Raw genomic sequence first — 26,100 nt, forward strand, 5'->3', positions numbered from 1 at the left:
ACGACCACCAGGGCCTTCGGGAGGGCAGGGCCCCGCCCGTGGCACGATCGAGGGATGAGCAGCAGTACGTCCACCACCGTGGAGCGCGCCTTCGAGGCAGCCCTCTATGCCGACTCCGACGCGGCCCTCGACACCGGCGCCTCGATGCTCGCCGCCGACCCCGCCTCCGATGCCGAACTCGCCCGGCGTGGCGAGGAGTTCGTCGCGGGGGCGTGGCGGCGCGGCTGGCAGCCCGCGGATCTCGTACGGTTCGTCCGCCGCGAGCTGGAGGACGTACACGTACGTCTGATGTCCGCGCTGATCGTGAGCGGCAACCACGAGCCCCGCGGCCCCCGTTGGACGGCCCAGCTCGAAGACCTGGACGCACAGCCGCCCCGCACCGACCGCTTCTCCTACGCCACGGCCGCCCTGGAGCTGTACCGACTCCTCCTCCGGCTCCCCACCATCGAGCCACTGGACGTATCGGAGGGGACCGCCACCGCCCCACAGGACTCCCGCATGCTCACCCGAATCCGCGCGCTGCTGGCGAAGGCGGAGGCGACCGGATTCCCGGAGGAGGCGGAGGCGTTGAGCGCCAAGGCGCAGGAGTTGATGGCGCGGCACAGTATCGACGAGGCACTGCTGGCGGCCCGTACGCATGCCAAGGACGCGCCCGGAGCCTGCCGGATCGGGGTCGAGCCGCCGTACGAGACGGCCAAGGCGGTACTCCTGGACGCGGTGGCCGGGGCGAACCGCTGTCGCGCCGTGTGGAACGACTTCCTCGGCTTCTCGACCGTCGTCGGCTTCGAACCCGACCTGGAGGCGGTCGAACTCCTCTACACCTCCCTGCTGGTGCAGGCCACGGCCGCGATGACGAAGGCGGAGGCGGCGCAGCGGGCGGGGGGACGGAAGCGTACGAAGACCTTCCGGCAGTCGTTCCTGGCCGCGTACGCGCACCGGATCGGCGACCGGCTCGCGTCCGCCGCGGAGAGCCAAGTGGCTTCCGCGGTGGGCGAGTTGCTGCCGGTTCTGGTGGCCCGCGAGGTGGCGGTCACGGACCACATGGAGCGGATGTTCCCCGAGACGGTGACCACTCGGCTGCGCGGGGTGACCGACGAGACCGGCTGGCAGGAAGGCGCCGCGGCGGCGGACCGGGCGCAGGTCAGGGGGCGTCGCCCGATCCCCTGACCCCGCGACTCAGTCGCCCGCGTGCTGGAAGGGGCTCACCGAGGCGTCCGGGGCATCCGCCGCGGTCTTCCCCGCCTTCCCGGCGAGGGGGCCGTACGACCACGGGAAGTCCTGGGTCGCGGCGTCGCCGGGCAGGCTGATCTGCACCGTCTTGGCGTCGAGACTGCCGGCGCCGGCCGCCTCGCCCCGTACGTAGGTGATGGTGAAGGTCGCGGTGTCGTCCTTCGCCAGGGTCAGCTTCTCCGGCTGCGCGGCCTCGTCACCGGCAACGGTCGCGGAGACCTCGCCGGAGGTCAGGCCGACGCCGGGGAAGCCCTCCAGCGTGCACTGGGCGCCGGTGTTGGTGATCGTGACGGGCACGATGCCGGTGTCGCCGGCGGCCGGGGCGGCACTGGCGGGGTCGACCTCAATGCCGACCTGGCCGACCTTGCAGGCGGCGGAAGCGTCGGAGGCGGGCGAGGCCGTGGCCTTCGTACCGCCGTCGTCATCGCCGCCACCCCCGCAGGCGGTCAGAGTGAGGGCCGCGACGAGTGCGGTGACGGCGATCGGTATGGCGCGCATGTTTTGGTTCCCCTGAGATCGTGACGTTGCTCCGAGGATCATCACGCACAACGCGGTACTCCCGCTCCACCACCCCCGGCCGTCTCGTCTCCCGGCCCCCGTCCCGACCCCGTCCCGCTCCCGGTCCCGGCTCCCCGTCCCGGTGGGCGCCCGCTTCGCCGAGGCGCTGCGCACGGCCACCGAACAGGGCACCGAGGCCGTACGCGAGGGGCACGTCCTGCGCTGGGACGTCGTACGCGAGAGGTACGTCCTGCGTGGGGATGCCGTACGCGAGAGCCGTGTCCCGCGTTCGGAGGCCGTACGCGAGGCCCGGGAGGCCGGGACAGCGCGGGTGTCCCCGAGGGTGGGCCCGAAGCGGCGGTCCGCCGGAGCGCCGCCCTTCTCCCGAACTCCGTCGCCGAACTCTCCGAGACCCTCGACACCGCCGCCCCCCACGAGACGGCCGACGTGTCCACGAACACGGACGGGCTGCGGCACCCGAAGGATTCCGCGGTCCGTCCATCAGCCACCCGAGCCACAAGCCTCCGGCAGGGTCAGCCCAAGCTCGCCGTAGGCAACCCCGTAGGCAACCCCGTAGGCAACCCCGAAGGCAGCTGCCCGCCCTCGGACTTCGTGTACGACTCCGCCCCGAGGTCGCCCTGCCACGTGACCTTCATGGTCGTACCGCTGACCGAGTCGACCATCCCGACCGCGCGGTCCTTGTTGCCGTTCGTGCAGGTGAGACGGATCATCTGCATGCCCGACTCCTTGCCCGCACTGCCGCTGCACACCGTGCCGCCGGTCTCGAAGAGCCCCGCCTGCGTGCCGGTGATCACCAACGCCACGGCCTTGCCGTCCGTCGTGGCCAGCCAACTGCCCTCCAGCTTGCCGCCGGAGGGAGTGGCGGCTCCGGAGCCACCGCCCGTGTCGGCCGAGGCCGATCCGCTCCCGGACGCGCTGGGGCTCGCGGAGTCGTCCGTGGAACCGTCGCCGCTGCCGCAACCGGTCAGCACGAGCGCGGCCGTCAGGCCCGTGACCGCGGACGCTGCCGCGATACGTGCCCGACGCCGCGGGAAGGTCGCCGAAGTCACTGAAGCCCCCAAGGGTGGAGATAAGGGTGGAGAAGATGCCGGGGTCGCCGGAACGACCGCAGCAAGTTACCAGGAGGACTTACGGACCCCGGGAAGAAATCCCGCGTGCGCCTGCGCACGCAGATTCACCCGGGAGAGCCCGAAGGTACGGAGATAGCCGCGGGGCCGGCCGTCCACACTGTCCCGGTTGCGTACGCGGGTGGCGCTGGCGTCGCGCGGCTGCCTGCGCAACTCCTCCTGGGCGGCGAGCCGTTCGGCCTCGCTGGAGGACGCCCTGCGGATGACCTCCTTCAGCCCGGCCCGCCGGGCGGCGTACCGCGCGACGATCTGCCGCCGCTCGTCGTTCTTCGCGATCTTGCTCTTCTTCGCCATCAGACCTTCACCCCTCGGGCGCGGATCCGCGCCACGGCCGCCTCGACGCCGATCGTGTCGATCGTCTTGATCCCGCGTGCGCTCAGCTGTAGCCGTACGTGGCGGCCCTCGCTCGGCAGCCAGTAGCGCTTGCGCTGGATGTTGGGGTCGAAACGGCGTGCGGTGCGCCGGTGGGAGTGGGAGATCCGATTGCCGAAGCCCGGCTGGGCACCGGTCAGCATGCAGTGGGCGGACAAGGGTGACGCACCTCTCCAGGTCGCTGGTTGGTAATGGGATTCATGTTCAGTAAGATATCAGCATGGCACGCAACGAACTCCGTCCGGTCGTCAAACTCCGGTCCACGGCCGGGACCGGCTACACGTACGTCACCCGCAAGAACCGCCGGAACGACCCGGACCGGATGGTCCTGCGCAAGTTCGACCCGGTCGTCCGCCGGCACGTCGATTTCCGAGAGGAGCGCTGACCGTCATGCGCGAAGGAATCCACCCGTCCTACGGCGCCGTCGTCTTCCGCGACCGCGCCGCGAACCACGCCTTCCTCACCCGCTCCACGCTCGCCGCCACGGCGGGCGGGAAGACCATCGAGTGGGAGGACGGCAACACCTACCCGGTCTTCGACGTCGAGATCTCGAACGTGAGCCACCCCTTCTACACGGGCAACGCGCGCGTGCTGGACACCGCCGGCCGGGTGGAGCGCTTCGAGCGACGGTTCGGCAAGCGCGGGGGCCGTTGATGGCAGGCGGGGGGCTGTCCGTCGCGATCGTCGGCGGACTGCACGCCGATGCCCGCAGGGCCGCCGTCGAGAGGCTGCTGACGGACGTACCGGGGAGTGTCGCGCTCCACCACGACCTGGCGACGGCCGCGGCGGGCACGGTCGTCCGTACGATCCGCGACGCCACCGGCGTGCTGTCCGTGGGTGAGGCACCCCTCGTCAACGACTGCGCGTGCTGCGCCCTGCGCGAGGACCTGGTGCCGGAGCTGGAGCGACTCGCGGAGGCGGGGCTCACCCAGCTCGCGATCGTGGAGCTGTGGGACTCGGTGGAGCCGAGGGCGATGGCCGAGGTCGTGGCGGCCGGCGGTCTCACGCTGACCGGCGTGATCACCGCCGTCGACCCGGCCCTCCTGCTGCCCTACCTCGGCAACGGCGACGACCTCGCCGACGGCGGCCTCGCCGCGGCCGCCTCCGACCAGCGCACGGTCGCCGACACCTTCGCCCGCCAGCTGGAGTACGCGCCCGTCCTCGCCATCGCCCCCTCCGAGGAGGCCGACGACGAGGACCGTGCGCTGCTGGCGCAGTTGCATCCGACGGCGCGACAGGTGCCGATCGGCGAGCATCCGTCGGCGCGGCAGGTGCCGATCGGCGAGTATCCGTCGGCGCGGCAGGTGCCGATCGGGGAGCATCCGTCGGCGCGGCAGGTGCCGACCGGGGAGCATCCGACGGCCCGGCAAGTGCCGATCGGAGAGGGGGACTTCGACTCGCCGACGCCGACGCCGACGCCGACGCCGACGCCGACGCCGATCCCGAACCTGACGCCGGCTCCCCGCTCTCCCCTCGCCGAAGCCGCCCTCGCCGGTTTCGACGTCGACGCGGCTGCCGCCGCCCAGCATCCCGCCTGTGCACGACTCCCGGCCGAGGCCGACGAGTGCGGGGTCGCCACCCTCGTATGGCACCGTCGGCGTCCGTTCCACCCGGAGCGGCTGTATGAGGCGCTGGAGGATCTGTGCTGTGCGGCGGCGCGCAGCAGGGGGCGGTTCTGGCTCGCCGACCGGCCCGACACGTTGCTGCACTGGGACGCGGCCGGGGGTGCGCTCTGTGTGGAGAGCGCGGGCCCGTGGCTCGCCTCGCTGCCGGACGCGGCGTGGGACCTGGTCCCGCCGGTGCGCCGGGCCGCCGCAGCCCTCGACTGGCACCCGGAGCACGGCGACTGCTGCCAGCACCTGGTCTTCACGTCCCCGGGTCTGGACCGCGACGGCCTCGAACTGCTCCTGGAGTCCTGCCTGTTGACCGACGCCGAGTACGCCGGGGGGCGCGCCGCCTGGAAGCAGCTCCCGCCCGCCTTCGACACCCTCCTGGAGGTCTGACCCCATGGCCATGGCCCGCAAGCCCGAGCGCAAGCCCGCGAAGCCCCGCCCCAATCCGCTGGACCGCGAAAAGATCACGTACATCGACTACAAGGACACGGACCTGCTGCGCCGGTTCATCTCGGACCGGGGCAAGATCCGCAGTCGCCGCGTCACGCGCGTGACGGCGCAGCAGCAGCGGATGCTGACCCGCGCGATCAAGAACGCCCGGGAGATGGCGCTGCTGCCGTATTCAAGCCGCTGACCAGTGGGCCGGCCGGCCGAGGGGCACATGTTGCTGGGGGTTCCCTGTGCGTCACACGTAGGGAGCCCTCAGCTTTGTCCGGTACCTATTTGTCGAGGTTTCAAGGAGGTTGGAACACAGTGGCTGCCTCGTGCGTCTCTTACATACAGACACGGGGGCCGGAGATCGTGTGCGATGCGATCTTCCGGGAATGCGCTGGGGACCAGCTGTAGTCGTCTGGACAACCGCCGGTAGTCAAAAGGCCGGTAAAAGCTGTAACCGCAGGACCACCCCGCGTGCACGTGCATCTGCCCATGCATCTGCACATGAACAGAGCTATGATCCGGGTCAGTTGACCACTGCATCAATGGCCACATCAGCCACTGCACGACCGGGGAGCGACCTGTGGACCACGACGTGTACGACGTGGATTTCGTGGATGACGTGTACAACGGCATGGCTGCGACCGCGCTGAACGGAGTGGCCTGGCAGAAGAGCCGGCACAGCAACTCGCAGGGTTCCTGCGTGGAGTTCGCGCGGCTGCCGGGCGGCGACGTCGCCGTGCGGAACTCGCGGTTCCCCACCGGGCCCGCGCTCGTCTACACACGCGCCGAGATCGAGGCCATGCTCCTGGGCGTCAAGGACGGCGAGTTCGACCACCTGGTCGCGGGCGCCTGACCACCCAACCGAGCGTGATCGCCGCAGATCAGTGAGTAACGCGCGTAGAACCGCGGCGCCGAAAGGCGCCGCGGTTCCTTAGTCGCAAGGGGCCGCGGGCGGAGCCGACGGCAGCTGGAAAAGTGCCCAGACGACCTTGCCGTTGAGGGTCCCCGCGAGCGGGTGCCAGCCCCAGCTGTCGGAGAACGAGTCGACCAGGAAGAGGCCGCGGCCCGACTCCGCCGAGAAGTCCTCCGAGTCGCCCGCGACCGGGCTGTCGTGACTGGGGTCGCGCACCGCACACACCAGACGCTCGGTCCACCGCATCAAGTGCAGCCGCACGGGCGGCCCTTGGTCCTCCGGGCGAGGCGTGTCCGAGGGCAGTGCGTGCCGCAGCGCGTTGGTGACGAGCTCGGAGACCACCAGACAGGCATCGTCGAAGCGGTCGCCGACCTCCCACTGGTCGAGCGTGCTGCGGGTGAACTGCCGCGCCTCGCGCACCGCTTCGTAGCGGGCGGGCAGGGCGCAGGAAGCGGCGTTGGACACGGCCGCAGGATCGAGCGGCGGAAGTCCCTGCCGTAAGGGCTCGAGCATGGTCGATCCATTCGTCCCCATGCGAGGCACTCCCGGGTGTTCGCGGTCGTTGCGATGCAGCGGTGGCGCGAGGACCATGGTTCCGAATGCGCAGAGCAGATGCAAGGGCAGATGCACGTGCACGCGCCCGAATTGGACCTTCCTCTACCAGTTCTTGCTCATTTCTTCTGTCACCTTCTTCACTCTTGTTGTCCGTCATGTGGTCTGTTCCTGTGGCAGTCCTTTGAATCCTTTCCATTTCTGTAACCGAACGAGTACAGCTCGAAGTGTTTTAGTGGCAGACTGCGGCCCCTGGAGACGGTTGGGGAGGCGGACGAACGTGAGCGCTGGTGAGTCGAGCGGCTCGGTGGTGCGGCGCATGCTGCTCGGATCACATCTCAGGCGCCTGCGAGAGGCGCGTGGAATCACCCGTGAAGCGGCCGGTTATTCGATCCGCGCCTCCGAATCGAAGATCAGCCGCATGGAGTTGGGACGGGTGAGCTTCAAGACGCGCGACGTCGAGGACCTGCTGACGCTCTACGGCATCATGGACGAGGCCGAGCGCACGTCCCTGGTGTCCCTCGCGAAGGAAGCCAACGTCGCGGGCTGGTGGCACAGTTACTCGGACGTCCTGCCCAGCTGGTTCCCGACCTATGTCGGCCTGGAGGGCGCGGCCCACCTGATCCGGGTGTACGAAGTGCAGTTCGTACATGGCCTGTTGCAGACCGAGGCGTACGCGCACGCGGTCGTCACGCGCGGCATGAAGGGTGCGAGCGCCGCCGACATCGACCGGCGCGTGGCACTGCGCCTGGAGCGCCAGAAGTACCTCGTCGCCGAGAGCTCCCCCGAGTTCCACATCGTCCTCGACGAGGCCGCACTGCGCCGCCCGTACGGCGACCGCGAGGTGATGCGCGGACAACTCCAGCATCTGATCGAGGTGTCGGAGCGTCCGAACGTACGACTTCAGGTCATGCCGTTCAGCTTCGGCGGCCACTCGGGAGAGAGCGGCTCCTTCACCATCCTCAGCTTCCCCGAGTCCGACCTGTCCGACGTCGTCTACCTGGAGCAGCTCACCAGCGCGCTCTACCTGGACAAGCGCGAGGACGTCACCCAGTACGAGAGCGCGCTCAAGCAGTTGCAGCAGGACAGCCCGGGTCCGTCGGAGAGCCGTGACCTGCTCAGGGGACTGCTCCAGCTCTCCTGAGAACCCCGTGAGGACCCTGTGGGAACTTTCCAGGATTTCCTGGGATTCTTCACAGGATCTCCCGAGGTGTTCTCCAAGTCCCTTGAGACACAAGTACGATGACGTCCGATCAGGCGTTGGTCGGATGTCTGCTTCGGCAGCGCAGGGATTGAGGGATAGAGGGAGTACATGTCGTCCTACTTCACCGACCTGGCCCAGCAGTACATCGACGGTGAGTGGCGCCCGGGGACCGGCTCCTGGGACATCATCGACTTCAACCCGTACGACGGCGAGAAGCTGGCGTCGATCACGATAGCCACGGTCGAAGAGGTCGACGACGCCTACCGCGCAGCCGAGCGTGCCCAGAAGGCATGGGCCGCCACCAACCCGTACGCGCGCCGTACCGTCTTCGAGCGCGCCCTGCGGATCATCGAGGAGCGCGAGGCGGAGATCATCGAGTTGATCATCGCCGAACTCGGCGGCACCCACACCAAGGCGGGCTTCGAACTCCACCTCGCCAAGGAGTTCCTGCGCGAGTCGGTCCAGTGGGCGCTGCGCCCCGAGGGCAAGATCATCCCCTCGCCGGCCGACGGCAAGGAGAACCGCGTCTACAACGTGCCCGTCGGCGTCGTAGGCGTCATCAGCCCCTTCAACTTCCCCTTCCTGCTGTCGATCAAGTCCGTCGCCCCGGCGCTCGCCCTCGGCAACGCCGTGGTCCTCAAGCCGCACCAGAACACCCCGATCGTCGGCGGTTCCCTGGTCGCCAAGGTCTTCGAGGACGCGGGCCTGCCCGCCGGCCTGCTGAACGTCGTGATCACCGACATCGCCGAGATCGGTGACGCCTTCATCGAGCACCCGGTCCCGAAGGTCATCTCCTTCACCGGCTCCGACAAGGTCGGCCGCCACGTGGCCACCGTCTGCGCCGCGCACTTCAAGCGTTCGATCCTCGAACTCGGGGGCAACAGCGCCCTGGTGGTCCTGGAGGACGCGGACATCGACTACGCGGTCGACGCGGCGGTCTTCAGCCGGTACGTCCATCAGGGCCAGGTCTGCATGGCCGCCAACCGCATCCTGGTGGACCGCTCGATCGAGGCCGAGTTCACCGAGAAGTTCGTCGCCAAGGTCAGGACGCTCAAGGTCGGCGACCCGAGCGACCCGCAGACGGTCATCGGCCCGGTCATCAACTCCTCGCAGGCGGACGCTCTCACGAGCGTGGTCGACCAGGCGATCGCCGAGGGAGCCACTGCCCTGGTGCACGGCACCGCGACCGACAACCTCGTCTCGCCGAGCGTCCTGACCGGCCTGCCCGCCGAATCGTCCCTCTTGCAGCAGGAGATCTTCGGCCCGGTGGCCATCCTCGTGCCCTTCGACGGCGAGGAGGAGGCGGTCCGCATCGCCAACGACACCCCGTACGGGCTCAGCGGCGCCGTCCACACCGCCGACGTCGAGCGCGGAGTCGCCTTCGCCAAGCAGATCGACACCGGCATGTTCCACGTGAACGACGGCACCGTCCACGACGAGCCGATCGTCGCCTTCGGCGGCGAGAAGAACTCGGGCATCGGCCGCCTGAACGGCGACGCTGTGGTCGACGCGTTCACCACACAGAAGTGGATCTCGGTACAGCACGGGCGGAGCTTCTTCCCGTTCTGAAGTCTTCTCCGAGTGCTGAGACTTCGCGCTTTTCGCCGGGCCCTTGCGGACAGAACCTGACCGCAAGGGCCCGTAGCTTCATCGGTGTCGGGCAGCAGGTGCCCGGCAGGAAGAAGCGATGAAAGGCGGCCGGTCATGGTCACTCATGTTCCCGCAGAGGCACCCGGAGACGAGCGCGGGGCCCTGCTGGCCTTCGTCGAGGCCCAGCGCGGCGGCCTGCGGCGCGCGGTGCTCGGACTGAGCGACGAGCAGGCGGCGGGCACGCCCAGTGCCAGCGAGTTGTCGCTGTCCGGTCTCGTCAAGCACGTCGCCGAGTGCGAGCTGAACTGGCTGCGGATGGCCCAGCAGAAGCCCAACGAGCGGGCGCGTACCCAGGAGACCTGGGGAGACAGCTTCCGGCTCGTCGAGGGCGAGACGGTGGCCGAGACCCTCGCCTTCTGGGACGGAGTGGCCCGCGAGACCGAGGAGTTCATCCGCTCCGTCGGCTCCATGGACGACACCTTCCCGCTGCCCGAGGCCCCCTGGTTCCCCAAGGGCGACGTCTCCATGCGCTGGCTCCTGCTCCACCTCGTCGAGGAGATCGCCCGGCACGCCGGCCACGCCGACATCGTCCGCGAGTCCCTGGACGGCGCGACCGCCTTCGAACTGGTCGCCAAGGAGCAGGGCACGTCCTGGGGGTGAGACGGGCCGTCGAGGAGCAGGGCGCGTCGTAGGAGGCAGGCGGCGGGTCCTAATGTGGACCGCATGTCAGCGATCCGTCTCCTGGTGCTCGGCGCCGTCCGCCAGCACGGGCGGGCCCACGGCTACCAGGTGCGCAACGACCTGGAGTACTGGGGCGCGCACGAGTGGTCCAACGCCAAGCCCGGCTCGATCTACCACGCGCTCAAGCAGATGGCGAAGCAGGGACTGCTGCACGCGCACGAGATCGCGCCGTCCACGGCGGGTGGCCCGCCGCGCACCGAGTACGAGATCACGGACAAGGGCACCGAGGAGTTCCTGTCGCTCCTGCGTGAGTCCCTGACGTCGTACGACCAGAAGATGGACGTCCAGTCGGCGGCCATCGGCTCCATCGTCGACCTGCCGAGGGCCGAGGTGGTGGCCCTCCTGAAGGAGCGGATCCGCAGGATCGAGGAATGGCGGGGGGCCGTCACCGAGCACTACGTGCCCGAGGACGGCCCCGAACAGCTCGGCCACATCGGCGAGATCATGAACCTGTGGGTCCACACCGCCGACTCCGACGCCCAGTGGACGCGCGGCCTGATCGCACGGATCGAGCGCGGGGCGTACGTCTTCGCGGGCGAGGGCGAGCCGTTCGTCGGCGTCCTGGCCGAGGGCGAGGAGAACCCGTACGCGACGGGGACGCCACATCCCGGGGACCTCGGCTAGTCAGGTCTCGCCACTGATCGACTTTGGTATCGCGGCTAGTCAAGTTTGACGAATGGCTCTTCCGGGGATTACTTTCGATGTGTAGTCAAGTTTGACTAATTGGCGAAGGGGATGGGATGACCGACGCGATCGTCGCTGAGGGCGTACGGAAGCGGTACCGCGACAAGGCGGCCCTGGACGGCCTCGACCTGGCGGTGCGCCGCGGCACCGTGCACGGCCTGCTCGGTCCGAACGGAGCAGGCAAGACCACGATGGTGCGCGTACTGACCACCCTCCTGCGGCCCGACGAGGGCCGGGTGGAGGTCGCCGGGTACGACGTGGTGCGCGAGGCCGGCCGGGTACGGCACCGCATCGGCCTGCTCGGCCAGCACGCCGCGCTCGACGAGGAACTGGGCGGACACCAGAACCTGGAGATGTTCGGCCGGCTCCACCACCTGGGCGCCCGCCACGCGCGCGTGCGGGCCGACGAGCTCCTGGAGCGCTTCGGGCTCGCGGACACCGGACGCAAGGCGGTCAAGCAGTACAGCGGCGGCATGCGCCGCCGCCTGGACCTCGCCGCGTCCCTCATCACCGAGCCGGAGGTGCTGTTCCTCGACGAACCGACGACCGGGCTCGACCCGCGCGGCCGGGCGGAGGTGTGGGCCGCCGTCCGCTCCCTGGTCGGCGGCGGCACCACGGTCCTGCTCACCACGCAGTACCTGGAGGAGGCCGACCAACTCGCCCACCGCATCTCCGTCGTCGACCACGGCCGGGTCATCGCGGACGGCACGGCCGACGAACTGAAGGCGCGCACCGGCGGCGACCGGATCGACGTGGTACTCCGGGACGGCGGCCAACTGGGCGCCGCCGTCGCCCTGTTGCCGTTCCCCGCCGACGGTGTCTCCGTCGACACCGACCGCCGTCTCCTCAGCGCCCCGGTCACCGACCGCATGGCGGCACTCGCCGGGGCCGTCCGCGCCCTGGAGGAGGCCGGCATAGAGGCCGAGGACATCGCGCTGCGGCGGCCGACGCTGGACGAGGTGTTCCTGGACCTGACCGGGAACAAACAGCGTGCGTACGAGCACCGTATGGAGGAGACCGTATGAGTACGTACGAGGCGATCCGCCCCGGGGCTTCGCGGGCTTCGGGGGCGTACGTCCTGACCGACTGCTGGACCATGACCCGCCGCGAACTCGCCCACTGGGCACGCCAACCCGTCCAGGTGCTCGTCGGCCTGGTCTTCCCCGTGATGCTCCTCCTGATGTTCGGCTATCTGATCGGCGGCGGCCGGGGCGTCCAGGGCGACTACGTCGACTTCCTGGTGCCCGGCATGCTCGCGCTGACCATGGCCTTCGGCCTGGAGGGCACGATGCTGGCCGTCACCCAGGACCTCAACAAGGGGGTGATCGACCGCTTCCGGTCGATGCCGATGGCCAACGGGGCCGTCCTGGTGGGCCGTTCGGCCGCCGACATGCTCCAGTCGGCGGTGGCCCTGGTGGTGATGGTCGGCGTCGGGTACGCGATCGGCTGGCGCGCGCACGGCACGTTCGCGGCGTTCCTGGCAGCCGTCGCACTGCTGCTGCTCTTCCGGTTCGCCATGCTGTGGATCGGCATCCACCTCGCGATGGTGGCCGGGAAGCCGGAGATGGTCCAGGCCGTGCAGATCCTGGTCTGGCCGGTCGGCTTCCTGTCCAACGCGTTCGCGACCCCGGACTCCATGCCGGGCTGGCTCGGCACAGCGGTCGAGTGGAACCCGATGTCCCAGACGGCGACGGCGGTACGGGACCTGTTCGGCGGGCCGGGCGGGGAGCCGGGGCACGTCTGGGCGGCGGTGGCCTGGCCGCTGGCGCTGCTGGCGGTGTTCCTTCCGCTGGCGGTACGGAGGTTCGGGGCGCTGAGCAAGTAGGCGCCCGGAGCTCCCGACCCCCAACCCGGCGGGACGTGAAAAGTCGTCGCGAGGAAGTGGGAACCCGATCGCGCCGAGCGGTGTACCAGAAATGACGGCACATCACGGGATCGGGGGACTGTCATGAGGTGGGGATGGGGCAGGAGCAGAAACAGGAGCAGGGGCGGGGGCAGGGGCGCGGGCAAGGCGGTTGTGGGCGCTGCGGCCGCTGTGCTTGGCGTGCTGGCGATGTTGGCCGGATGCGTCGACGCGGGTGTGGGTGCGAGTGCGAGTGCGGGTGCGGGTGCGGACAGGGGCGCGGACGCAGGCCAGGGCGAGGGAGGGGGAGTGGGCAGAAGCGCCCCCGCTGCGACAGGGTCGGCGCCACCCCGGATCCCCTCCTCACCGGACCTGCCCGGCGTTCCGCACGCCGTCGGCTTCGCATCGGACGCCACCGGATTCGCCCTGCTCGCGGAGTGCGGGAAAGCGCCTTGCAGGCAGCACGTCGCCGTGCTCGACAAGGGTGCCGACTCCTGGCGCCTCGGGCGCTCCCCGCTGGCGGACGTGACCGGGAGCTTCGGCATCACGGCGGGGCTCGTGGTGCTGGGTCCCGGCCGCGCGCTGATCACCGAGGGGTGGTTGCCAGCGCCCGACCGGACCTGGTTCACGGACGACGGCGGTCGCACCTGGCTGCGCGGCTCCGTCGCTCCCTCGGGCACGACTCCCGAGGTGCCCGAGGGCGGCGCCCTGGTCCACGACTGCTCCCGGCTGGACAAGGAGGGGAGTAACTGCGAGGCGTCCCGGCTGCTCGTGGTGCTCCCGGACACGGGCCGGTTCGCGATCCTGGCCAACCAGCCCCCGCTGGCGGGCCGGCTGAGTCCGGCGGGGCAGACCGCAGGCGGTCTGCTCTTCGCCTCCGGCACCGACCCGTCCTCAGGCTTCCCGGCACTCGCCGTCAGCGAGGACCGCGGGCGCACCTGGCGTACGGCCCCGCTCACCAGCTCCGACAAGCAGGGCTGGGGAATCCGGGTGGTCTCGTCCGGAGACGTCCTGTACGCGGTCCAGTCAGGCGGGTTGCCTGCCGAGGAGGGCGTGAAGAACGGCCTGCGCGCACTGCACCGCAGCACCGACGGAGGCCACACCTGGGAGCGGGTCTGGCGGTACCGCAAGGGCGTGCAACCGCTCTCCACGCTCAGCGATCCGGTAGCCGCCGCCGATGGCAGCCTCACCATCCACGGAGAGGACGGCGTCTGGCGCAGCACCGACGGAGGCCGTTCCTTCGAGGGGGCCAGGGGCTCACAGGGCCTGGGAGGATCGGTGACCGTGACACCGCTCGGCTACCTGGCGGGCGACAGCTTCGGCGTCGGCAGCTACCGCATATCCGCCGACGGCATCCACTGGCACAGTTTCGTGCTGGGCGACGGCGACTGACCAGGGCCGGCCGCGGTGGCGGTTCAGTGGTGGAAGCCGGTGGCCGCGGCCTTGTCGCGCGTCAACGGATGCGGCTGCATGCGCAGTTCCGGCAGCAGTCGCCCGAGGTCCTCCACGAACAGCTCGGCGAGGTCCTCCGAGAAGCCGTTGCGGCACACCACCCGCAGCACGGACAGGTCCTCCCGGTTGGCCGGGAAGGTGTACGCGGGCACCAGCCAGCCCCGTTCGCGCATCCGCCGGGACACGTCGAAGACGTCGTACGCGGTCACGTCGGGCTTCGTCGTGAAGGCGAAGACCGGCAACTCGTCGCCTCGGGTGAGGAGTTGGAAGTCGCCCAGCGCCTCGATGCGTTCGGAGAGCCCGAGCGCCACGTCCCGGGTCGTCTGCTGCACGGCTCGGTAGCCCTCGCGGCCCAGCCGCAGGAACGTGTAGTACTGCGCCACGACCTGGGCGCCCGGCCGGGAGAAGTTGAGAGCAAAGGTCGGCATGTCGCCGCCCAGGTAGTTGACCCGGAAGACGAGTTCCTCCGGCAGTTCGACGGCCGACCGCCACAGCGCCCAGCCGACACCCGGGTAGACGAGGCCGTACTTGTGACCCGAGGTGTTGATGGACGACACCCTCGGCAGCCGGAAGTCCCAGACCAGGTCCTCGTCGAGGAAGGGGGCGACCATTGCGCCGGACGCGCCGTCCACGTGCACCGGGATGTCCAGTCCGGTCCGCTCCTGAAGGGCGTCCAGGGCCGCGCACAGATCGGCGATCGGCTCGTAGGACCCGTCGAAGGTGGACCCGAGGATGCCGACGACCCCGATGGTGTTCTCGTCGCACAGCTCGGCGGCCGCCTGGGGGTCGAGGTGGTACCGGTCACCCTCCATGGGGACCTGGCGGGCCTCGACCTCCCAGAAGTTGCAGAACTTGTCCCAGCAGACCTGGACGTTGACCCCCATGACGAGGTTCGGGCGCGCCCCGGGATAGCGGTCCGCGTTGCGCTGGGCCCAGCGGCGCTTGAGGGCCATCCCGGCGAGCATGCAGGCCTCGCTGGAGCCGGTCGTCGAACAGCCCACGGCGGCGGCCGGGTCGGGCGCGTTCCACAGGTCGGCGAGCATGGCCACACAGCGCCGCTCCAACTCGGCGGTGCGTGGGTACTCGTCCTTGTCGATCATGTTCTTGTCCCGGCACTCGGTCATCAGCAACCCGGCCTGCGGCTCCATCCAGGTGGTGACGAAGGTGGCGAGGTTCAGCCGCGCGTTGCCGTCCAGCATCAGCTCGTCATGGACGAGTTGATAAGCGGTCGTGGGCGGCAGCGGCCCGTCCGGGAGCCGGTGCTTGGGCGGGGCCTCGGTCATACCGCCGACGGGATTGGCCTCCCCGAAGAACGGGTTGACGGACAACGGGCGCTCGTCGCGCTTCTCGGGGCCTTGGTGCAGCGGCATGACATCTCTCCTAGCGGATCGGGGTTCCGTCGTCGTGAAGCTTCATCCGGTCGCCGGGCCCGGACCCGCGTGCCTCGGCACTTTCCACACCACCAGGCCCACCGCGAGACCGGTGGCGGTGGGCATCACGACCATCCAGAGCACGGATGGAGCACGGATGGAGCACGCATGTGACTTGCTCCTCGGGCTGAAGCCGGAGAATTCTGGCCTTCTCGTCGGGGCTCTGTGCCGCTATGCGGTACGGGGTTCGGGCCCGTCCTTGACGCCACAGCTTGAGCACACCCCGGTGGCGGCCCACGCGCGGCGCGTCCGGCAGGGTCTCCCACAGGACGTCCTGGAGCCGCTCGGCCACCAGGCTGATGCCCAGCAGGACCCCCGCCACACCGACCACCGCGGAGGGCACGATCAACGGAAGCAGACGCGGCGCGGGGACCTGTGCCGGATCCGGTTCCGCCGGGGCTTCTGTGGTCACGCGCACACCCTAAGCGGGTGAAACCGACATAACACCCCAGGGGGGCCTGCTCCAGGACCCCAGGCGGCCCGCTCCGGTCCCTGGTCCCCCGCTCCTGGTCCCTGGTCCCCGGTCCCCGGGATTTTCGGACTTGCACCTCACGTCACGTGAGGACCCAGCCTGGGAGGCGTACGGACAACGGAGAAGGGAGCGGAAGTGAGCTATCCAGTGGGCCAGGTCGCCGGTTTCGCCGGAATCACGGTGCGCACGCTGCACCACTACGACGAGATCGGCCTGCTCGCACCGAGCGAGCGCAGCCACGCGGGCCACCGGCGTTACAGCGACGCCGACCTCGACCGCCTGCAGCAGATCCTGTTCTACCGGGAACTCGGCTTCCCCCTCGACGAGGTCGCCGCCCTGCTCGACGACCCGGCCGCGGACCCGCGCGCACATCTGCGCCGGCAGCACGAGCTGCTGACCGCCCGGATCGAGAAGCTGCAGAAGATGGCGGCGGCCGTGGAACACGCCATGGAGGCACGCACGATGGGCATCAACCTCACGCCCGAGGAGAAGTTCGAGGTCTTCGGGGACAAGGATCCGGAAAAGCACGCGGAAGAGGCCGAGCGGCGCTGGGGCGGCACGGAGGCCTACGCCGAGTCGCAGCGCCGCGCCGCCCGCTACACCAAGGACGACTGGCAGCGCATGCAGGCCGAAGTGGCCTCCTGGGGCGAGCGTTACGACGCCCTGATGGCGGCCGGTGAGCCGCCGACCGGTGAGCGAGCCATGGACATGGCCGAGGAACACCGGCAGCACATCACCACGTGGTTCTACGCGTGCTCGTACGAGACCCACCAGGGGCTCGCCGGGATGTACGTAGCCGACGAGCGCTTCAAGGAGTTCTACGACTCCATGCGCCCGGGGCTCGCCGAACACCTGAGGGACGCGATCGGGGCGAACGCGGCCCGGCACTCCGAGGGAGCCTGAAGGTAAGGGGCGTCGCCAATTGGCGACGCCCCTTACCGACGTGCACTTCTTCGCCCAGCTCTGTTTCCTCGGACCGGCCCTGTTCACTGCTCCTTGACCAGCACAACAGCTGTCCCGTACGCGCACACCTCCGTGCCCACCTCCGCCGCCTCCGTCACGTCGAAGCGGAACATCAGCACCCCGTTGGCGCCGCGCGCGCGTGCCTGTTCGATGAGCCGCTCCATGGCCTGGTTGCGGGTCTCCACGAGCGTCTTGGTGAGCCCCTTGAGCTCACCGCCGATCATCGATTTCAGGCCGGCGCCGATCTGGCTGCCCAGGTGCCGGGAGCGCACGGTGAGGCCGAAGACCTCGCCGATGACTTCCTGGACTCGGTAGCCGGGTGCGTCGTTCGTCGTCACGACGAGAACGTCGGACTGGGGTCCCTGACCGCCGCCGTACTCTTCAATGCCCATGACGCCCAGCTTTGTACGGCTCACAGCTTTGTACCAGTCGGCGCACAGTGCATCCTGTAGGAGTCGGTGGAACCTGGGCGGGACGCATTGCGTTGATAGCTTTGGTCGGCCGCATCTGGACCGCCGTCCCTTCCTTCACCCCTCAGGAGCCCGGAACCGTGACGACGCTTGCCCTCGGACCAAGCTGGCTGGATCCGAACACGCTCCTGGACAACTTCGGTATCTGGGGCCTGCTGCTCATCGTCTTCGCCGAGTCCGGCCTGCTCATCGGCTTCTTCCTGCCGGGCGACTCGCTGCTGTTCACCGCCGGCCTGCTGATCACCGCGGGCACGCTGGACTTCCCGCTGTGGGCGGCGATCGCGCTGATCTGCCTCGCGGCGGTCCTCGGTGACCAGGCGGGCTATCTCTTCGGCAAGAAGGTCGGACCCTCGCTCTTCACCCGCCCGGACTCCCGCCTCTTCAAGCAGGAGAACGTGGCCAAGGCCCACGAGTTCTTCGAGAAGCACGGGCCCAAGTCCCTGGTTCTGGCCCGCTTCGTGCCCATCGTGCGCACGTTCACACCGATCATCGCCGGCGTCAGCGGCATGAAGTACCGCTCGTTCATCACGTACAACGTCATCGGTGGTGTCCTGTGGGGCGCCGGCGTGACGGCGCTCGGCGCCTGGCTCGGCAACATCGAGTTCGTGCACAAGAACATCGAGGCGATCCTGATCCTGATCGTCCTGATCTCGGTGATCCCGATCGTCATCGAGTACCTCCGGGCGCGCAGCAAGTCCAAGAAGGAGGCCGCCCAGGCCCCCGAGCCGGCTCCCACCGGACCGGCCGACGACGAGACCGCACAGCTCCGGGTACCCCCGCTCCAGCAGTACCAGAACCAGAGCCAGAGTCAGAACCAGAGCCAGGACCCGTACCAGGACCCGAACCAGCCTCCGCGCGGCGGCCGCCACGCCAAGCGGTAACGCCGACAGGACCGGAACCCCGTACGACCGAGAACCCCGTACGCCTAGAAGCCGCGCGTCCGCTTGGCCGCGCGGCGGCCGCCCGCGCTCCCGCCCGGCACCCGCAGGAACAGCCGGGAGATCTCGGACCCCAGGTTCACGCCGATGGCGATGGCCATCGCGAGGGCGGCGGCCTTGGTGAGGGACACGAGCCCCTTGTCGAGCTCGTTCTGGGCGATGGACAGCAGGCCGAAGTAGGTGGCCGAACCCGGTAGCAGGGGGCCGATCGCGGCCGTCGTGTACGGGAGCGCGGACGCGAACCGGTAACGGGACAGTAGCTGCCCGAACAGGCCGACCAGACCCGCCGCCACGGCCGTGGAGGCAACCGGTGAGATGCCGCCCGCGAAGTGCATCGCCCCGTACACCGACCAGGCCACGCCTCCGTTGAGGGTCACCGCGAGGACGGTGGACCGTTCCTGCTGGAGCAGGATCGCGAAGGTGAGCGACAGCAGCATGGACGCGGCGATCTGCAGCAGAGGCCGCTCGGAGATGCTCAGGGCCTGGTCCGGATTGAGTTCCGCGCCCAGTTTCACGCCGAAATAGAGCACAAGAAGTACGCCGACGACGATGCCCACAAAGAAGTACATGACTTCCAGCAGGCGCGCGGACGCCGTGATGTAGAAGCCCGTCAGACCGTCCTGGACGCCCGCGACGAGCGCCCGCCCGGGCAGCAGCGCGAACAGCCCACCGGTGATCACCGCGGACGCCTTCACGTCCATGTGCGCGAGCTGGATCGCGACACCGATCGCGGCGGGGGGCGTCGCCGCCACCGTGAACTGGTAGAACTCCGGCAGCCCGCGCCCCGCGCACAGCCACGCGAGCCGGTCGCCCAGCATGGCGCCGAGCGCGGCGGCGACGAACACGAGGGCGTCACCGCCGACGAGTACCGAGGCCGCGCCGGCCAGCAGTCCGGTCGCCGAGGTCAGCACCCAGCCCGGATACGGGTGCCGGTTGCGCCGCATCTCGGCGAGCCGCCCGTAAGCCTCCTCCAGGGAGATCGCGGTCTCCGGGTCGCTCAGGTCGTCCACGAGCCGGAAGACGGCCGCCAGGCGCGTGTAGTCGGTGCCCCGGCGGCGTACGGTCCGGGACGCCGTCACCGGATCCTCCACCAGGGACGGCTGGTAGGAGATGGACAACAGCGTGAAGGTGACCGTCGGCTCGCAGCGGTCCAGGCCGTAGCTGCGGCACACGGCGAACATCGCCGCCTCCACGTCCTCGGCGCCCTCACCGCCCGCGAGCAGCAGCTCGCCGATCCGCAGGGTCAGGTCGAGCACGCGCGGGACGGCGGGCCCCGACTCGTCCTCCTTGTGGACCGGTTCGGGCGCGGGCCGCTCGGTCACCGGCATGCGCAGCATCTCGCGCATCCGGTCCTGCCAGGGCACGTCCTTGGTCAGCTTGACCATGGGGATGCCCGTCGGAGGCGTGAACGCGGGCCAGGCGGTCTGCGCGCTGTACGAAGCGGGGGTACTGAACGCCGAACCCTCGGCGTCGGCCGCGGACGGTTGTGGTGCGCCCAACCCCTTGGGGAGTGCGAACTCCGATGTCGTCGACGACTCGCTCTCGACCTCCGGCGCCGTTCCGGCCGGTACGACGAAGGCACTGCGGGCCTCGTCCGACTGCGGTTTGCGGTCCTCCGCCTCCGTCACCAACAACTCCCGGCTCGCCTTTGCCCGTACCGCCTCAGTATGCGCACAGACACACAAGCAGGCCGCGCGCCCCCGACGGGACCGCGCGGCCTGCTCTAGTCATGACGCACGCACCGCAGCCATCAATTGAGCAACCACGATGGCGAGCAACCAGCTCCGCGAGAGCGGCGCCGGATTAGGCGCAAAGGGGGGCTCAGTGGCCGCCCTGCTCCTTGAGCCGCTTGTACGAGCGCTCGATCTCGGCCTCGGCCTCCGTGCGGCCCACCCAGTTGGCGCCCTCGACGGACTTGCCGGGCTCCAGGTCCTTGTAGACCTCGAAGAAGTGCTGGATCTCCAGGCGGTCGAACTCCGACACGTGGTGGATGTCGCGCAGGTGCTCCACCCGGGGGTCGTGCGCCGGGACGCACAGCAGCTTGTCGTCGCCGCCGGCCTCGTCCGTCATACGGAACATGCCGATCGTGCGGCACTGGATGAGGCAGCCCGGGAAGGTCGGCTCGTCCAGGATGACCAGCGCGTCCAGCGGGTCGCCGTCCTCGCCGAGGGTGTTCTCGACGAATCCGTAGTCGGCCGGGTAACTGGTCGAGGTGAAGAGTCGACGGTCCAAGCGGATCCGACCGGTCTCGTGGTCCACCTCGTACTTGTTCCGCGAACCCTTCGGAATCTCGATCGTGACGTCGAACTCCACCGGTGGCTCCTCCATGATCAGCACATAGTTCTGGTGGTTAAGTGTCCCTCACGCAGGTGTGTGATCGCGAAAGGGGCTGGTGGTCGTGCCAGAGGTGAGGGCTTGGCGGGCCGTGAGACCGCATGTGGTGCGGCTCGCGAGCTCGGTGAAACCGCACGTGGCGCGGATCACCCAAGCCGTGCGGCCGCGTTCCGTCAAGTTCACGACCCCGCGGCTCACCGTCGTCGCCGCCACCGTGGGCCTGGCGCTCGCGGCCGGGGCGGTGGCCGCGGCCGGTCCCTGGGACTCCTCCGGTCAGCGTACGGCCGAGCGCGACTGGGCGGCATCGCGGGAGGGCGAGGGTGGCACAGATCACGGCCTTGCGTCCGGTACGTCCGCGAAGGCGCCCCGCCCCGCGCCCAGTGCCGCCTCCGTACTGACCGGACTCGGCGGCTCCACCGCCGCGGGTTCGGTGCCCGCACCCGCCGGGAAGGCACTCGCCGAAGTCCTCGACCCGCTCCTGAAGGACCCCGCCCTGGGCGCGGACCGGACCGCCGTGGTCGTCGACGTGGCGACCGGCAAGCGGCTGTACGGCGTGGGTGCGGGCGAGGCCCAGACCCCGGCCTCCACCACGAAGATCGCCACCGCTGTCGCCGCGCTCTCGGCGGCGGGCCCCGATCACCGCATCACCACGCGCGCGGTCCTGGAGCCCGACACCAAGGAGGTCGTCCTCGTCGGCGCCGGCGACCCGACCCTGACCGCCCGCGAGGACGCGAAGGGCTCTGCGAGCCTGCGCACCCTGGCGGACGAGACGGCGACCGCCCTGAAGGCGCGTCGGCTGTCCCAGGTGACGCTCTCGTACGACACCTCGCTGTACTCCGGTGCCACCGTGCACCCCATCGGCGCCAACCCCAACCTCGCACCGGTCACCGCCCTGATGGTCGACGAGGGTCGCACCGACGACTCGGACAGCGGCACCGCCACGCGTAGCGAGGACCCGGCGGGGGACGCGGCCAGGGAGTTCGCGAAGCTGCTCCAGGCCAAGGGCATCAAGACGACATCGCCCGGTCTCTCGAAGGCGACGGGCCGTTCGCAGGCCCTCGCCTCGGTCTCCTCGCCGCCGCTTTCCGCCCTGGTCGAGCGGATGCTGACGAACAGTGACAACGACATCGCGGAGGCACTGGCCCGCCAGGTCGCCCTCGCGACGGGTCAGCGGGCCAGTTTCGAGGGCGGCGGGAGGGCGATCGGCCTGCAGCTGAAGAAGCTCGGATTCCCCCTGTCCGGCGTGGAGTTCGCCGACGGAAGCGGTCTGAACCGCGCCGACAAGCTGACGGCCGACCTGCTCACCGCGCTGCTGGCGAAGGCCGGCGACCCCGCCCACCCCGAACTCCGTCCCGTCCTGACCGGCCTCCCCATCGCCGGCTTCACCGGCACCCTCACCGACCGCTACGCCACCGACGCCTCCGCCACCGGCGTCGTACGCGCCAAGACCGGCACCCTGACAGGCGTCAACACCCTGGCAGGCACCGTGGTCGACACCGACGGCCGCCTCCTCGCCTTCGCCTTCCTGACCTCCGACGAGGCCCAGCCACCCCAGAAGGAAGCGGCCCAGGCGGCCCTGGACCGCACGGCTACGGCGTTGGCGGCGTGCGGCTGCAGGTAGTTGCCCTCCCTGCGGGCGGCGGCCCGCAGGGCTACCGCTGCGGACCGCCGCCCGCAGTCGCTGCCGCTGTGGGCAGTCGTCCCGCAGGCGATGGGGTCCTCCCGCTCGAACGAAGCCGAGAGTGAGGGAGGGCGGGCACAGCCGACAGCGCCGGGCAACGAGAAATCACGCCCGGCCCCTGCCGACCCGGACGGCACCAAGCGCACCGCCCGCCCCAAGGCGGAGGGCGACCAGGACCTCGTACCTCTCACCGCAGCCGGACACGCTCACGTACGGTTGACGCATGACGAGCATCGGTGGTGCCGAGATGGTCGACTGGAATCTCGCGGTGGCAACCGCGACACGGCTCGTACGTCCGGGCCCCGAGGTGAGCCGCGACGAGGCCAGAGAGGTCGTCGCGGAGCTGAGGCGGCACGCGAAAGCCTCGGAGCTGCACGTCCGGGCCTTCACTCGGATGGGTACGGAGGACACCCACGACACCCCCATCCTCGTCGTGGACCGCCCCGGCTGGGTGCGGGCGAACGTCGCAGGGTTCCGGGAGGTGCTCAAGCCCCTGCTGGACAAGATGCAGGAGCGGCGGGGGAGTACCCCGGGCGGAGCCGTCCTCGGCGCCGTCGGCGGCAAGGTCACCGGCGTGGAGCTGGGCATGCTGCTGTCGTTCCTGTCGTCGAGGGTCCTGGGCCAGTACGAGACGTTCGCCCCGGCGACGCGTGAGCTGCCCGCGGGCAGCTCCTCCGATTCACCGAGTGGCGGCGGCAGGCTCCTCCTGGTCGCGCCGAACATCGTGCATGTGGAGCGCGAACTCGACGTACAGCCCCACGACTTCCGACTCTGGGTCTGCCTGCACGAGGAGACGCACCGCACCCAGTTCACGGCCGTGCCCTGGCTGCAGGCCCACCTGGAGGGCGAAATCCAGTCGTTCCTGGGGGAGACCGAGGTCGACCCCATGACCGTCCTCGAACGTATCCGCGAAGCTGCCCAGTCGCTGGCGGGCGGACGGCCCGAGGGCGAGGAGGAAGACGGCGGCCGCTCGCTCGTCGAGATCGTGCAGACGCCCGCCCAGCGGGAGATCCTCGGCCGGCTGACCGCCGTGATGTCGCTCCTGGAAGGCCATGCCGACTTCGTGATGGACGGCGTCGGTCCCGACGTCGTGCCGTCCGTCGCCGAGATCCGTGAGAAGTTCCAGCAACGTCGTGCCAAGGGGGCCTCCCGCCTGGACCTTGCCCTGCGCAAGCTGCTCGGTCTGGATGCCAAACTGAGGCAGTACAGGGATGGCGAGCGGTTCGTGCGGTCCGTCGTCGAGGAGGTCGGCATGGACGGGTTCAACCGTGTGTGGACTTCCCCGAACACCCTCCCGACCAAGGCGGAGATCGCCAAACCGGCGGACTGGGTCGCGCGGGTGCATCGCAAGGCGGAGTCGTGAACCCTACGTGGGGGTCGTGAAGCGAATCCGGCCGACGGCAGGCAAACGCCCCTCCAATCACCCGTCCGAGGGACCGTGGGGCACGGGTAGGCGTGCAATGCTCGGGGAACGGCCCAGTTCTGTCACCATCTACACACTCTGAGTGACCGGCACCGGGTCCACCACCCCCCGAAAACTTCATGAAGGGAACCGGACATGGGTCCCCATCCTGCGGTCGCGGCGATACGCCTGGCGGTTCGCCGCGTACTCCACGACATCCTCACCGAGCACACGCCCGCCCCCGACACCAGGCGCACGCCCGCCTCCGAGGCCGCGCGCCCCTCCGCCGCCGAGCGCGTACCCGCTCCGGGTACCAGGCGCTCGCCCGCACCCGACATCCCGCCGGCACCCCCGCACCAGCCGACACCGCTGGTGCTCGTCGCGTGCTCCGGCGGCGCCGACTCGATGGCGCTCGCCTCCGCCCTCGCCTTCGAAGCCCCCAAACTCGGCATCCGCGCCGGCGGCATCACCGTCGACCACGGTCTGCAACCCGGCTCCGACCTGCGCGCCGACGAGGTCGTCCTGCGCCTCACCGAGCTGGGACTGAACCCGGCCGAGTCCATCGCCGTCACCGTCGGCCGCGAAGGCGGGCCCGAGGCCGCCGCCCGCGACGCCCGGTACTCCGCCCTGGACGCCGCTGCCGAACGCCACGGCGCCACCGCGATCCTGCTCGGCCACACCCGTGACGACCAGGCCGAAACCGTCCTGCTCGGCCTCGCCCGCGGCTCCGGCATCCGCTCCCTGTCCGGAATGGCCGCTGTTTCCGGAGGTCCGGGGGCCGCCCGCCGTTACCGGCGCCCGTTCCTGTTCCTGGACCGGCAGACCGCCCGCAAGGCCTGCATGGTCCAGTCGCTGCCCGTCTGGGACGACCCGCACAACGCCGACCCGGCCTACACCCGCTCCCGGCTGCGCCACGAGGGCCTGCCCGCCCTGGAGAAGGCGCTCGGCAAGGGAGTCGTCGAGGCGCTCGCCCGTACCGCCCAGCTCTCCCGCGACGACGCCGACGCCCTCGACGCCTGGGCCAGCCAGGCAGAGGCCTCCGTACGGGACGCAGCGGGCCTCCTGGAGTGCGCCAAGCTCTACGCCCTGCCGCCCGCCGTACGCCGCCGCATCCTGCGCCGTGCCGCCATCGAGGCGGGCGCCCCGGCCGGTTCACTGTTCGCCCGGCACATCGAGGAAGTCGACCGGCTGATCACCGGCTGGCGCGGCCAGGGAGCCATCAATCTCCCGGGCAAGGTCGTCGCCCAGCGCCAGGGTGGCAGACTGGTGATTCGGCAAGGCTGAATCCGGACCCTCCACCGGGACCGCCCACGCGGTTCCCGGGGGCCCTCTCACGCGGGTCGCGAGCGGTTCGAGCGGCCGCCGAAAAGGTTCGGACGGACGACCGAAAGTGATGCGGGTGGACGCGAAAGACATGGGCACCGACCTCAAGTCGGTGCTCATCACCAAGGAAGAGATCGACGCCAAGCTGGTTGAGCTGGCCGCGAAGATCGACGCGGAGTACGCGGGCAAGGACCTGCTGATCGTCGGTGTCCTGAAGGGCGCCGTGATGGTCATGGCGGACCTGGCGCGTGCGCTGTCCACCCCCGTCACCATGGACTGGATGGCGGTGTCCTCGTACGGCGCGGGCACCCAGTCCTCCGGCGTGGTGCGGATCCTCAAGGACCTCGACACCGACATCAAGGGCAAGCACGTCCTCATCGTCGAGGACATCATCGACTCCGGGCTGACCCTGTCCTGGCTGATCTCCAACCTCGGCTCCCGCGAGCCCGCCTCGCTCAAGGTGTGCACCCTGCTGCGCAAGCCGGACGCGGCCAAGGTCGCCATCGACGTGGAGTGGGTCGGCTTCGACATCCCGAACGAGTTCGTCATCGGCTACGGCCTCGACTACGCGGAGAAGTACCGCAACATCCCGTTCGTCGGTACGCTCGCGCCTCACGTGTACGGCGGCTAGCACAGCCGTGTAAGACAATCGGGAACCCCAGCGGGGTTCGCGCCGTTGGAGCATGCGTGGACGGGATTGCCAGCAGTCCCCTGCGGCTTCGGGTGACAATGCTGGGGTACCGTCCGAAGAACAGTCTTTAAAAGTCTTTATCAATCTCACTATGGCAGGAGGGACGGGGCGTCACCGC

At 69.8% G+C, this 26,100-nt stretch carries 28 protein-coding genes and 1 pseudogene; 19 read left to right on the forward strand and 10 right to left on the reverse strand.

What is annotated here, in order from left to right; all coding sequences use genetic code 11:
- Positions 1–54 precede the first annotated feature (54 nt).
- Entirely contained in the window at positions 55–1,167 is a 1,113-nt protein-coding gene (locus ACIPC1_RS16595) for a DUF2786 domain-containing protein (RefSeq protein ID WP_402517453.1), read from the forward strand.
- A gap of 9 nt (positions 1,168–1,176) precedes the next feature.
- Here the strand turns inward: ACIPC1_RS16595 and ACIPC1_RS16600 are convergent, their stop codons facing one another.
- The 4 genes from ACIPC1_RS16600 to rpmB form a co-directional block, all read right to left on the reverse strand.
- Positions 1,177–1,728 carry a DUF4232 domain-containing protein gene (locus ACIPC1_RS16600; protein ID WP_402517455.1) on the reverse strand — a complete coding sequence of 184 codons (552 nt, stop codon included), beginning with the start codon at positions 1,726–1,728 and terminating at the stop codon, positions 1,177–1,179.
- Positions 1,729–2,261: 533 nt separating this feature from the next.
- Positions 2,262–2,798, reverse strand: coding sequence for a hypothetical protein (locus ACIPC1_RS16605; RefSeq protein WP_402517457.1), 537 nt, complete (start codon positions 2,796–2,798; stop codon positions 2,262–2,264).
- A gap of 66 nt (positions 2,799–2,864) precedes the next feature.
- Complete coding sequence (gene rpsN / locus ACIPC1_RS16610; protein WP_402517459.1) at positions 2,865–3,170, reverse strand: 30S ribosomal protein S14; 306 nt, start codon at positions 3,168–3,170, stop codon at positions 2,865–2,867.
- Positions 3,170–3,406 carry a 50S ribosomal protein L28 gene (gene rpmB / locus ACIPC1_RS16615; protein WP_402517460.1) on the reverse strand — a complete coding sequence of 79 codons (237 nt, stop codon included), beginning with the start codon at positions 3,404–3,406 and terminating at the stop codon, positions 3,170–3,172. Before rpmB ends, rpsN begins: the two co-directional genes overlap by 1 nt.
- Positions 3,407–3,468: 62 nt before the next feature.
- On the opposite strand from rpmB, the gene rpmG reads away from it, so the two are divergent.
- The 5 genes from rpmG to ACIPC1_RS16640 all read left to right on the forward strand — a co-directional run bounded on the left by rpmG (position 3,469) and on the right by ACIPC1_RS16640 (position 6,152).
- The gene (gene rpmG / locus ACIPC1_RS16620) at positions 3,469–3,633 is read left to right on the forward strand and encodes a 50S ribosomal protein L33 (protein WP_266457123.1); all 165 of its coding nucleotides are present in this window, start codon (positions 3,469–3,471) and stop codon (positions 3,631–3,633) included.
- A gap of 5 nt (positions 3,634–3,638) precedes the next feature.
- Positions 3,639–3,902, forward strand: a complete 264-nt coding sequence (locus ACIPC1_RS16625; RefSeq protein WP_402517462.1) for a type B 50S ribosomal protein L31 — start codon at positions 3,639–3,641, stop codon at positions 3,900–3,902.
- On the forward strand, positions 3,902–5,251 hold the full coding sequence (locus ACIPC1_RS16630; protein ID WP_402517465.1) for a GTP-binding protein: 1,350 nt from the start codon (positions 3,902–3,904) through the stop codon (positions 5,249–5,251). The genes ACIPC1_RS16625 and ACIPC1_RS16630 overlap by 1 nt, the downstream gene beginning before the upstream one ends.
- A 10-nt stretch (positions 5,252–5,261) precedes the next feature.
- Positions 5,262–5,495, forward strand: a complete 234-nt coding sequence (gene rpsR / locus ACIPC1_RS16635) for a 30S ribosomal protein S18 (RefSeq protein ID WP_384389591.1) — start codon at positions 5,262–5,264, stop codon at positions 5,493–5,495.
- Positions 5,496–5,879: 384 nt separating this feature from the next.
- On the forward strand, positions 5,880–6,152 hold the full coding sequence (locus tag ACIPC1_RS16640; protein ID WP_384389588.1) for a DUF397 domain-containing protein: 273 nt from the start codon (positions 5,880–5,882) through the stop codon (positions 6,150–6,152).
- Positions 6,153–6,230: 78 nt separating this feature from the next.
- On the opposite strand, the gene ACIPC1_RS16645 is transcribed toward ACIPC1_RS16640, so the two are convergent.
- Positions 6,231–6,746 (reverse strand): ATP-binding protein, encoded by a 516-nt coding sequence (locus ACIPC1_RS16645; protein WP_402517468.1) that lies wholly within the window; start codon positions 6,744–6,746, stop codon positions 6,231–6,233.
- 337 nt (positions 6,747–7,083) lie between these two features.
- Between ACIPC1_RS16645 and ACIPC1_RS16650 the strand changes: the two genes are divergently transcribed.
- The 7 genes from ACIPC1_RS16650 to ACIPC1_RS16680 all read left to right on the forward strand — a co-directional run bounded on the left by ACIPC1_RS16650 (position 7,084) and on the right by ACIPC1_RS16680 (position 14,218).
- Positions 7,084–7,908 (forward strand): helix-turn-helix domain-containing protein, encoded by an 825-nt coding sequence (locus ACIPC1_RS16650; RefSeq protein WP_402517661.1) that lies wholly within the window; start codon positions 7,084–7,086, stop codon positions 7,906–7,908.
- A 168-nt stretch (positions 7,909–8,076) separates the two neighbouring features.
- Complete coding sequence (locus tag ACIPC1_RS16655) at positions 8,077–9,537, forward strand: aldehyde dehydrogenase family protein (RefSeq protein WP_402517471.1); 1,461 nt, start codon at positions 8,077–8,079, stop codon at positions 9,535–9,537.
- 135 nt (positions 9,538–9,672) lie between these two features.
- Positions 9,673–10,218, forward strand: a complete 546-nt coding sequence (locus ACIPC1_RS16660) for a DinB family protein (RefSeq protein ID WP_402517473.1) — start codon at positions 9,673–9,675, stop codon at positions 10,216–10,218.
- 63 nt (positions 10,219–10,281) lie between these two features.
- On the forward strand, positions 10,282–10,923 hold the full coding sequence (locus ACIPC1_RS16665; RefSeq protein ID WP_384389577.1) for a PadR family transcriptional regulator: 642 nt from the start codon (positions 10,282–10,284) through the stop codon (positions 10,921–10,923).
- Between the two features lie 116 nt (positions 10,924–11,039).
- The gene (locus ACIPC1_RS16670) at positions 11,040–12,008 is read left to right on the forward strand and encodes an ATP-binding cassette domain-containing protein (protein WP_402517475.1); all 969 of its coding nucleotides are present in this window, start codon (positions 11,040–11,042) and stop codon (positions 12,006–12,008) included.
- Positions 12,005–12,808: an ABC transporter permease gene (locus ACIPC1_RS16675; protein ID WP_402517477.1), complete on the forward strand. Its 804-nt coding sequence runs from the start codon at positions 12,005–12,007 to the stop codon at positions 12,806–12,808. Before ACIPC1_RS16670 ends, ACIPC1_RS16675 begins: the two co-directional genes overlap by 4 nt.
- A gap of 327 nt (positions 12,809–13,135) precedes the next feature.
- A complete protein-coding gene (locus ACIPC1_RS16680; protein ID WP_402517480.1) occupies positions 13,136–14,218 on the forward strand; it encodes a WD40/YVTN/BNR-like repeat-containing protein in 1,083 nt (360 codons plus the stop codon).
- Between the two features lie 23 nt (positions 14,219–14,241).
- Here the strand turns inward: ACIPC1_RS16680 and ACIPC1_RS16685 are convergent, their stop codons facing one another.
- Both ACIPC1_RS16685 and ACIPC1_RS16690 read right to left on the reverse strand, forming a co-directional pair.
- A complete protein-coding gene (locus tag ACIPC1_RS16685) occupies positions 14,242–15,648 on the reverse strand; it encodes a glutamate decarboxylase (RefSeq protein ID WP_402517482.1) in 1,407 nt (468 codons plus the stop codon).
- Positions 15,649–15,934: 286 nt separating this feature from the next.
- Positions 15,935–16,120 (reverse strand): annotated as a pseudogene (locus tag ACIPC1_RS16690) (ion channel protein); the annotation flags it as partial.
- Between the two features lie 195 nt (positions 16,121–16,315).
- Between ACIPC1_RS16690 and ACIPC1_RS16695 the strand changes: the two are divergent.
- Entirely contained in the window at positions 16,316–17,083 is a 768-nt protein-coding gene (locus tag ACIPC1_RS16695; protein WP_402517485.1) for a MerR family transcriptional regulator, read from the forward strand.
- Between the two features lie 83 nt (positions 17,084–17,166).
- On the opposite strand, the gene ACIPC1_RS16700 is transcribed toward ACIPC1_RS16695, so the two are convergent.
- Positions 17,167–17,535 (reverse strand): YbjQ family protein, encoded by a 369-nt coding sequence (locus ACIPC1_RS16700; protein WP_402517488.1) that lies wholly within the window; start codon positions 17,533–17,535, stop codon positions 17,167–17,169.
- A gap of 158 nt (positions 17,536–17,693) precedes the next feature.
- Here ACIPC1_RS16700 and ACIPC1_RS16705 point away from each other — a divergent pair, with 158 nt between their 5' ends.
- Positions 17,694–18,494 carry a DedA family protein gene (locus ACIPC1_RS16705; RefSeq protein ID WP_402517490.1) on the forward strand — a complete coding sequence of 267 codons (801 nt, stop codon included), beginning with the start codon at positions 17,694–17,696 and terminating at the stop codon, positions 18,492–18,494.
- 44 nt (positions 18,495–18,538) lie between these two features.
- Here ACIPC1_RS16705 and ACIPC1_RS16710 read toward each other — a convergent pair whose 3' ends face one another.
- Positions 18,539–20,179: a threonine/serine exporter ThrE family protein gene (locus ACIPC1_RS16710; RefSeq protein ID WP_402517491.1), complete on the reverse strand. Its 1,641-nt coding sequence runs from the start codon at positions 20,177–20,179 to the stop codon at positions 18,539–18,541.
- 193 nt (positions 20,180–20,372) lie between these two features.
- Complete coding sequence (locus ACIPC1_RS16715; protein WP_168529311.1) at positions 20,373–20,864, reverse strand: inorganic diphosphatase; 492 nt, start codon at positions 20,862–20,864, stop codon at positions 20,373–20,375.
- Positions 20,865–20,943: 79 nt separating this feature from the next.
- On the opposite strand from ACIPC1_RS16715, the gene dacB reads away from it, so the two are divergent.
- From dacB to hpt, 4 genes are all read left to right on the forward strand, one after another.
- Entirely contained in the window at positions 20,944–22,506 is a 1,563-nt protein-coding gene (gene dacB, locus ACIPC1_RS16720) for a D-alanyl-D-alanine carboxypeptidase/D-alanyl-D-alanine-endopeptidase (protein WP_402517494.1), read from the forward strand.
- 283 nt (positions 22,507–22,789) lie between these two features.
- Positions 22,790–23,929, forward strand: coding sequence for a zinc-dependent metalloprotease (locus tag ACIPC1_RS16725; protein WP_402517497.1), 1,140 nt, complete (start codon positions 22,790–22,792; stop codon positions 23,927–23,929).
- A gap of 195 nt (positions 23,930–24,124) precedes the next feature.
- On the forward strand, positions 24,125–25,252 hold the full coding sequence (gene tilS, locus ACIPC1_RS16730) for a tRNA lysidine(34) synthetase TilS (protein ID WP_402517499.1): 1,128 nt from the start codon (positions 24,125–24,127) through the stop codon (positions 25,250–25,252).
- Positions 25,253–25,361: 109 nt separating this feature from the next.
- Complete coding sequence (hpt, locus tag ACIPC1_RS16735) at positions 25,362–25,922, forward strand: hypoxanthine phosphoribosyltransferase (RefSeq protein WP_384389547.1); 561 nt, start codon at positions 25,362–25,364, stop codon at positions 25,920–25,922.
- The last annotated feature ends 178 nt before the right edge of the window (positions 25,923–26,100 follow it).

This window comes from Streptomyces sp. NPDC087263 (genome assembly GCF_044744645.1).
Lineage (GTDB): Bacteria > Actinomycetota > Actinomycetes > Streptomycetales > Streptomycetaceae > Streptomyces.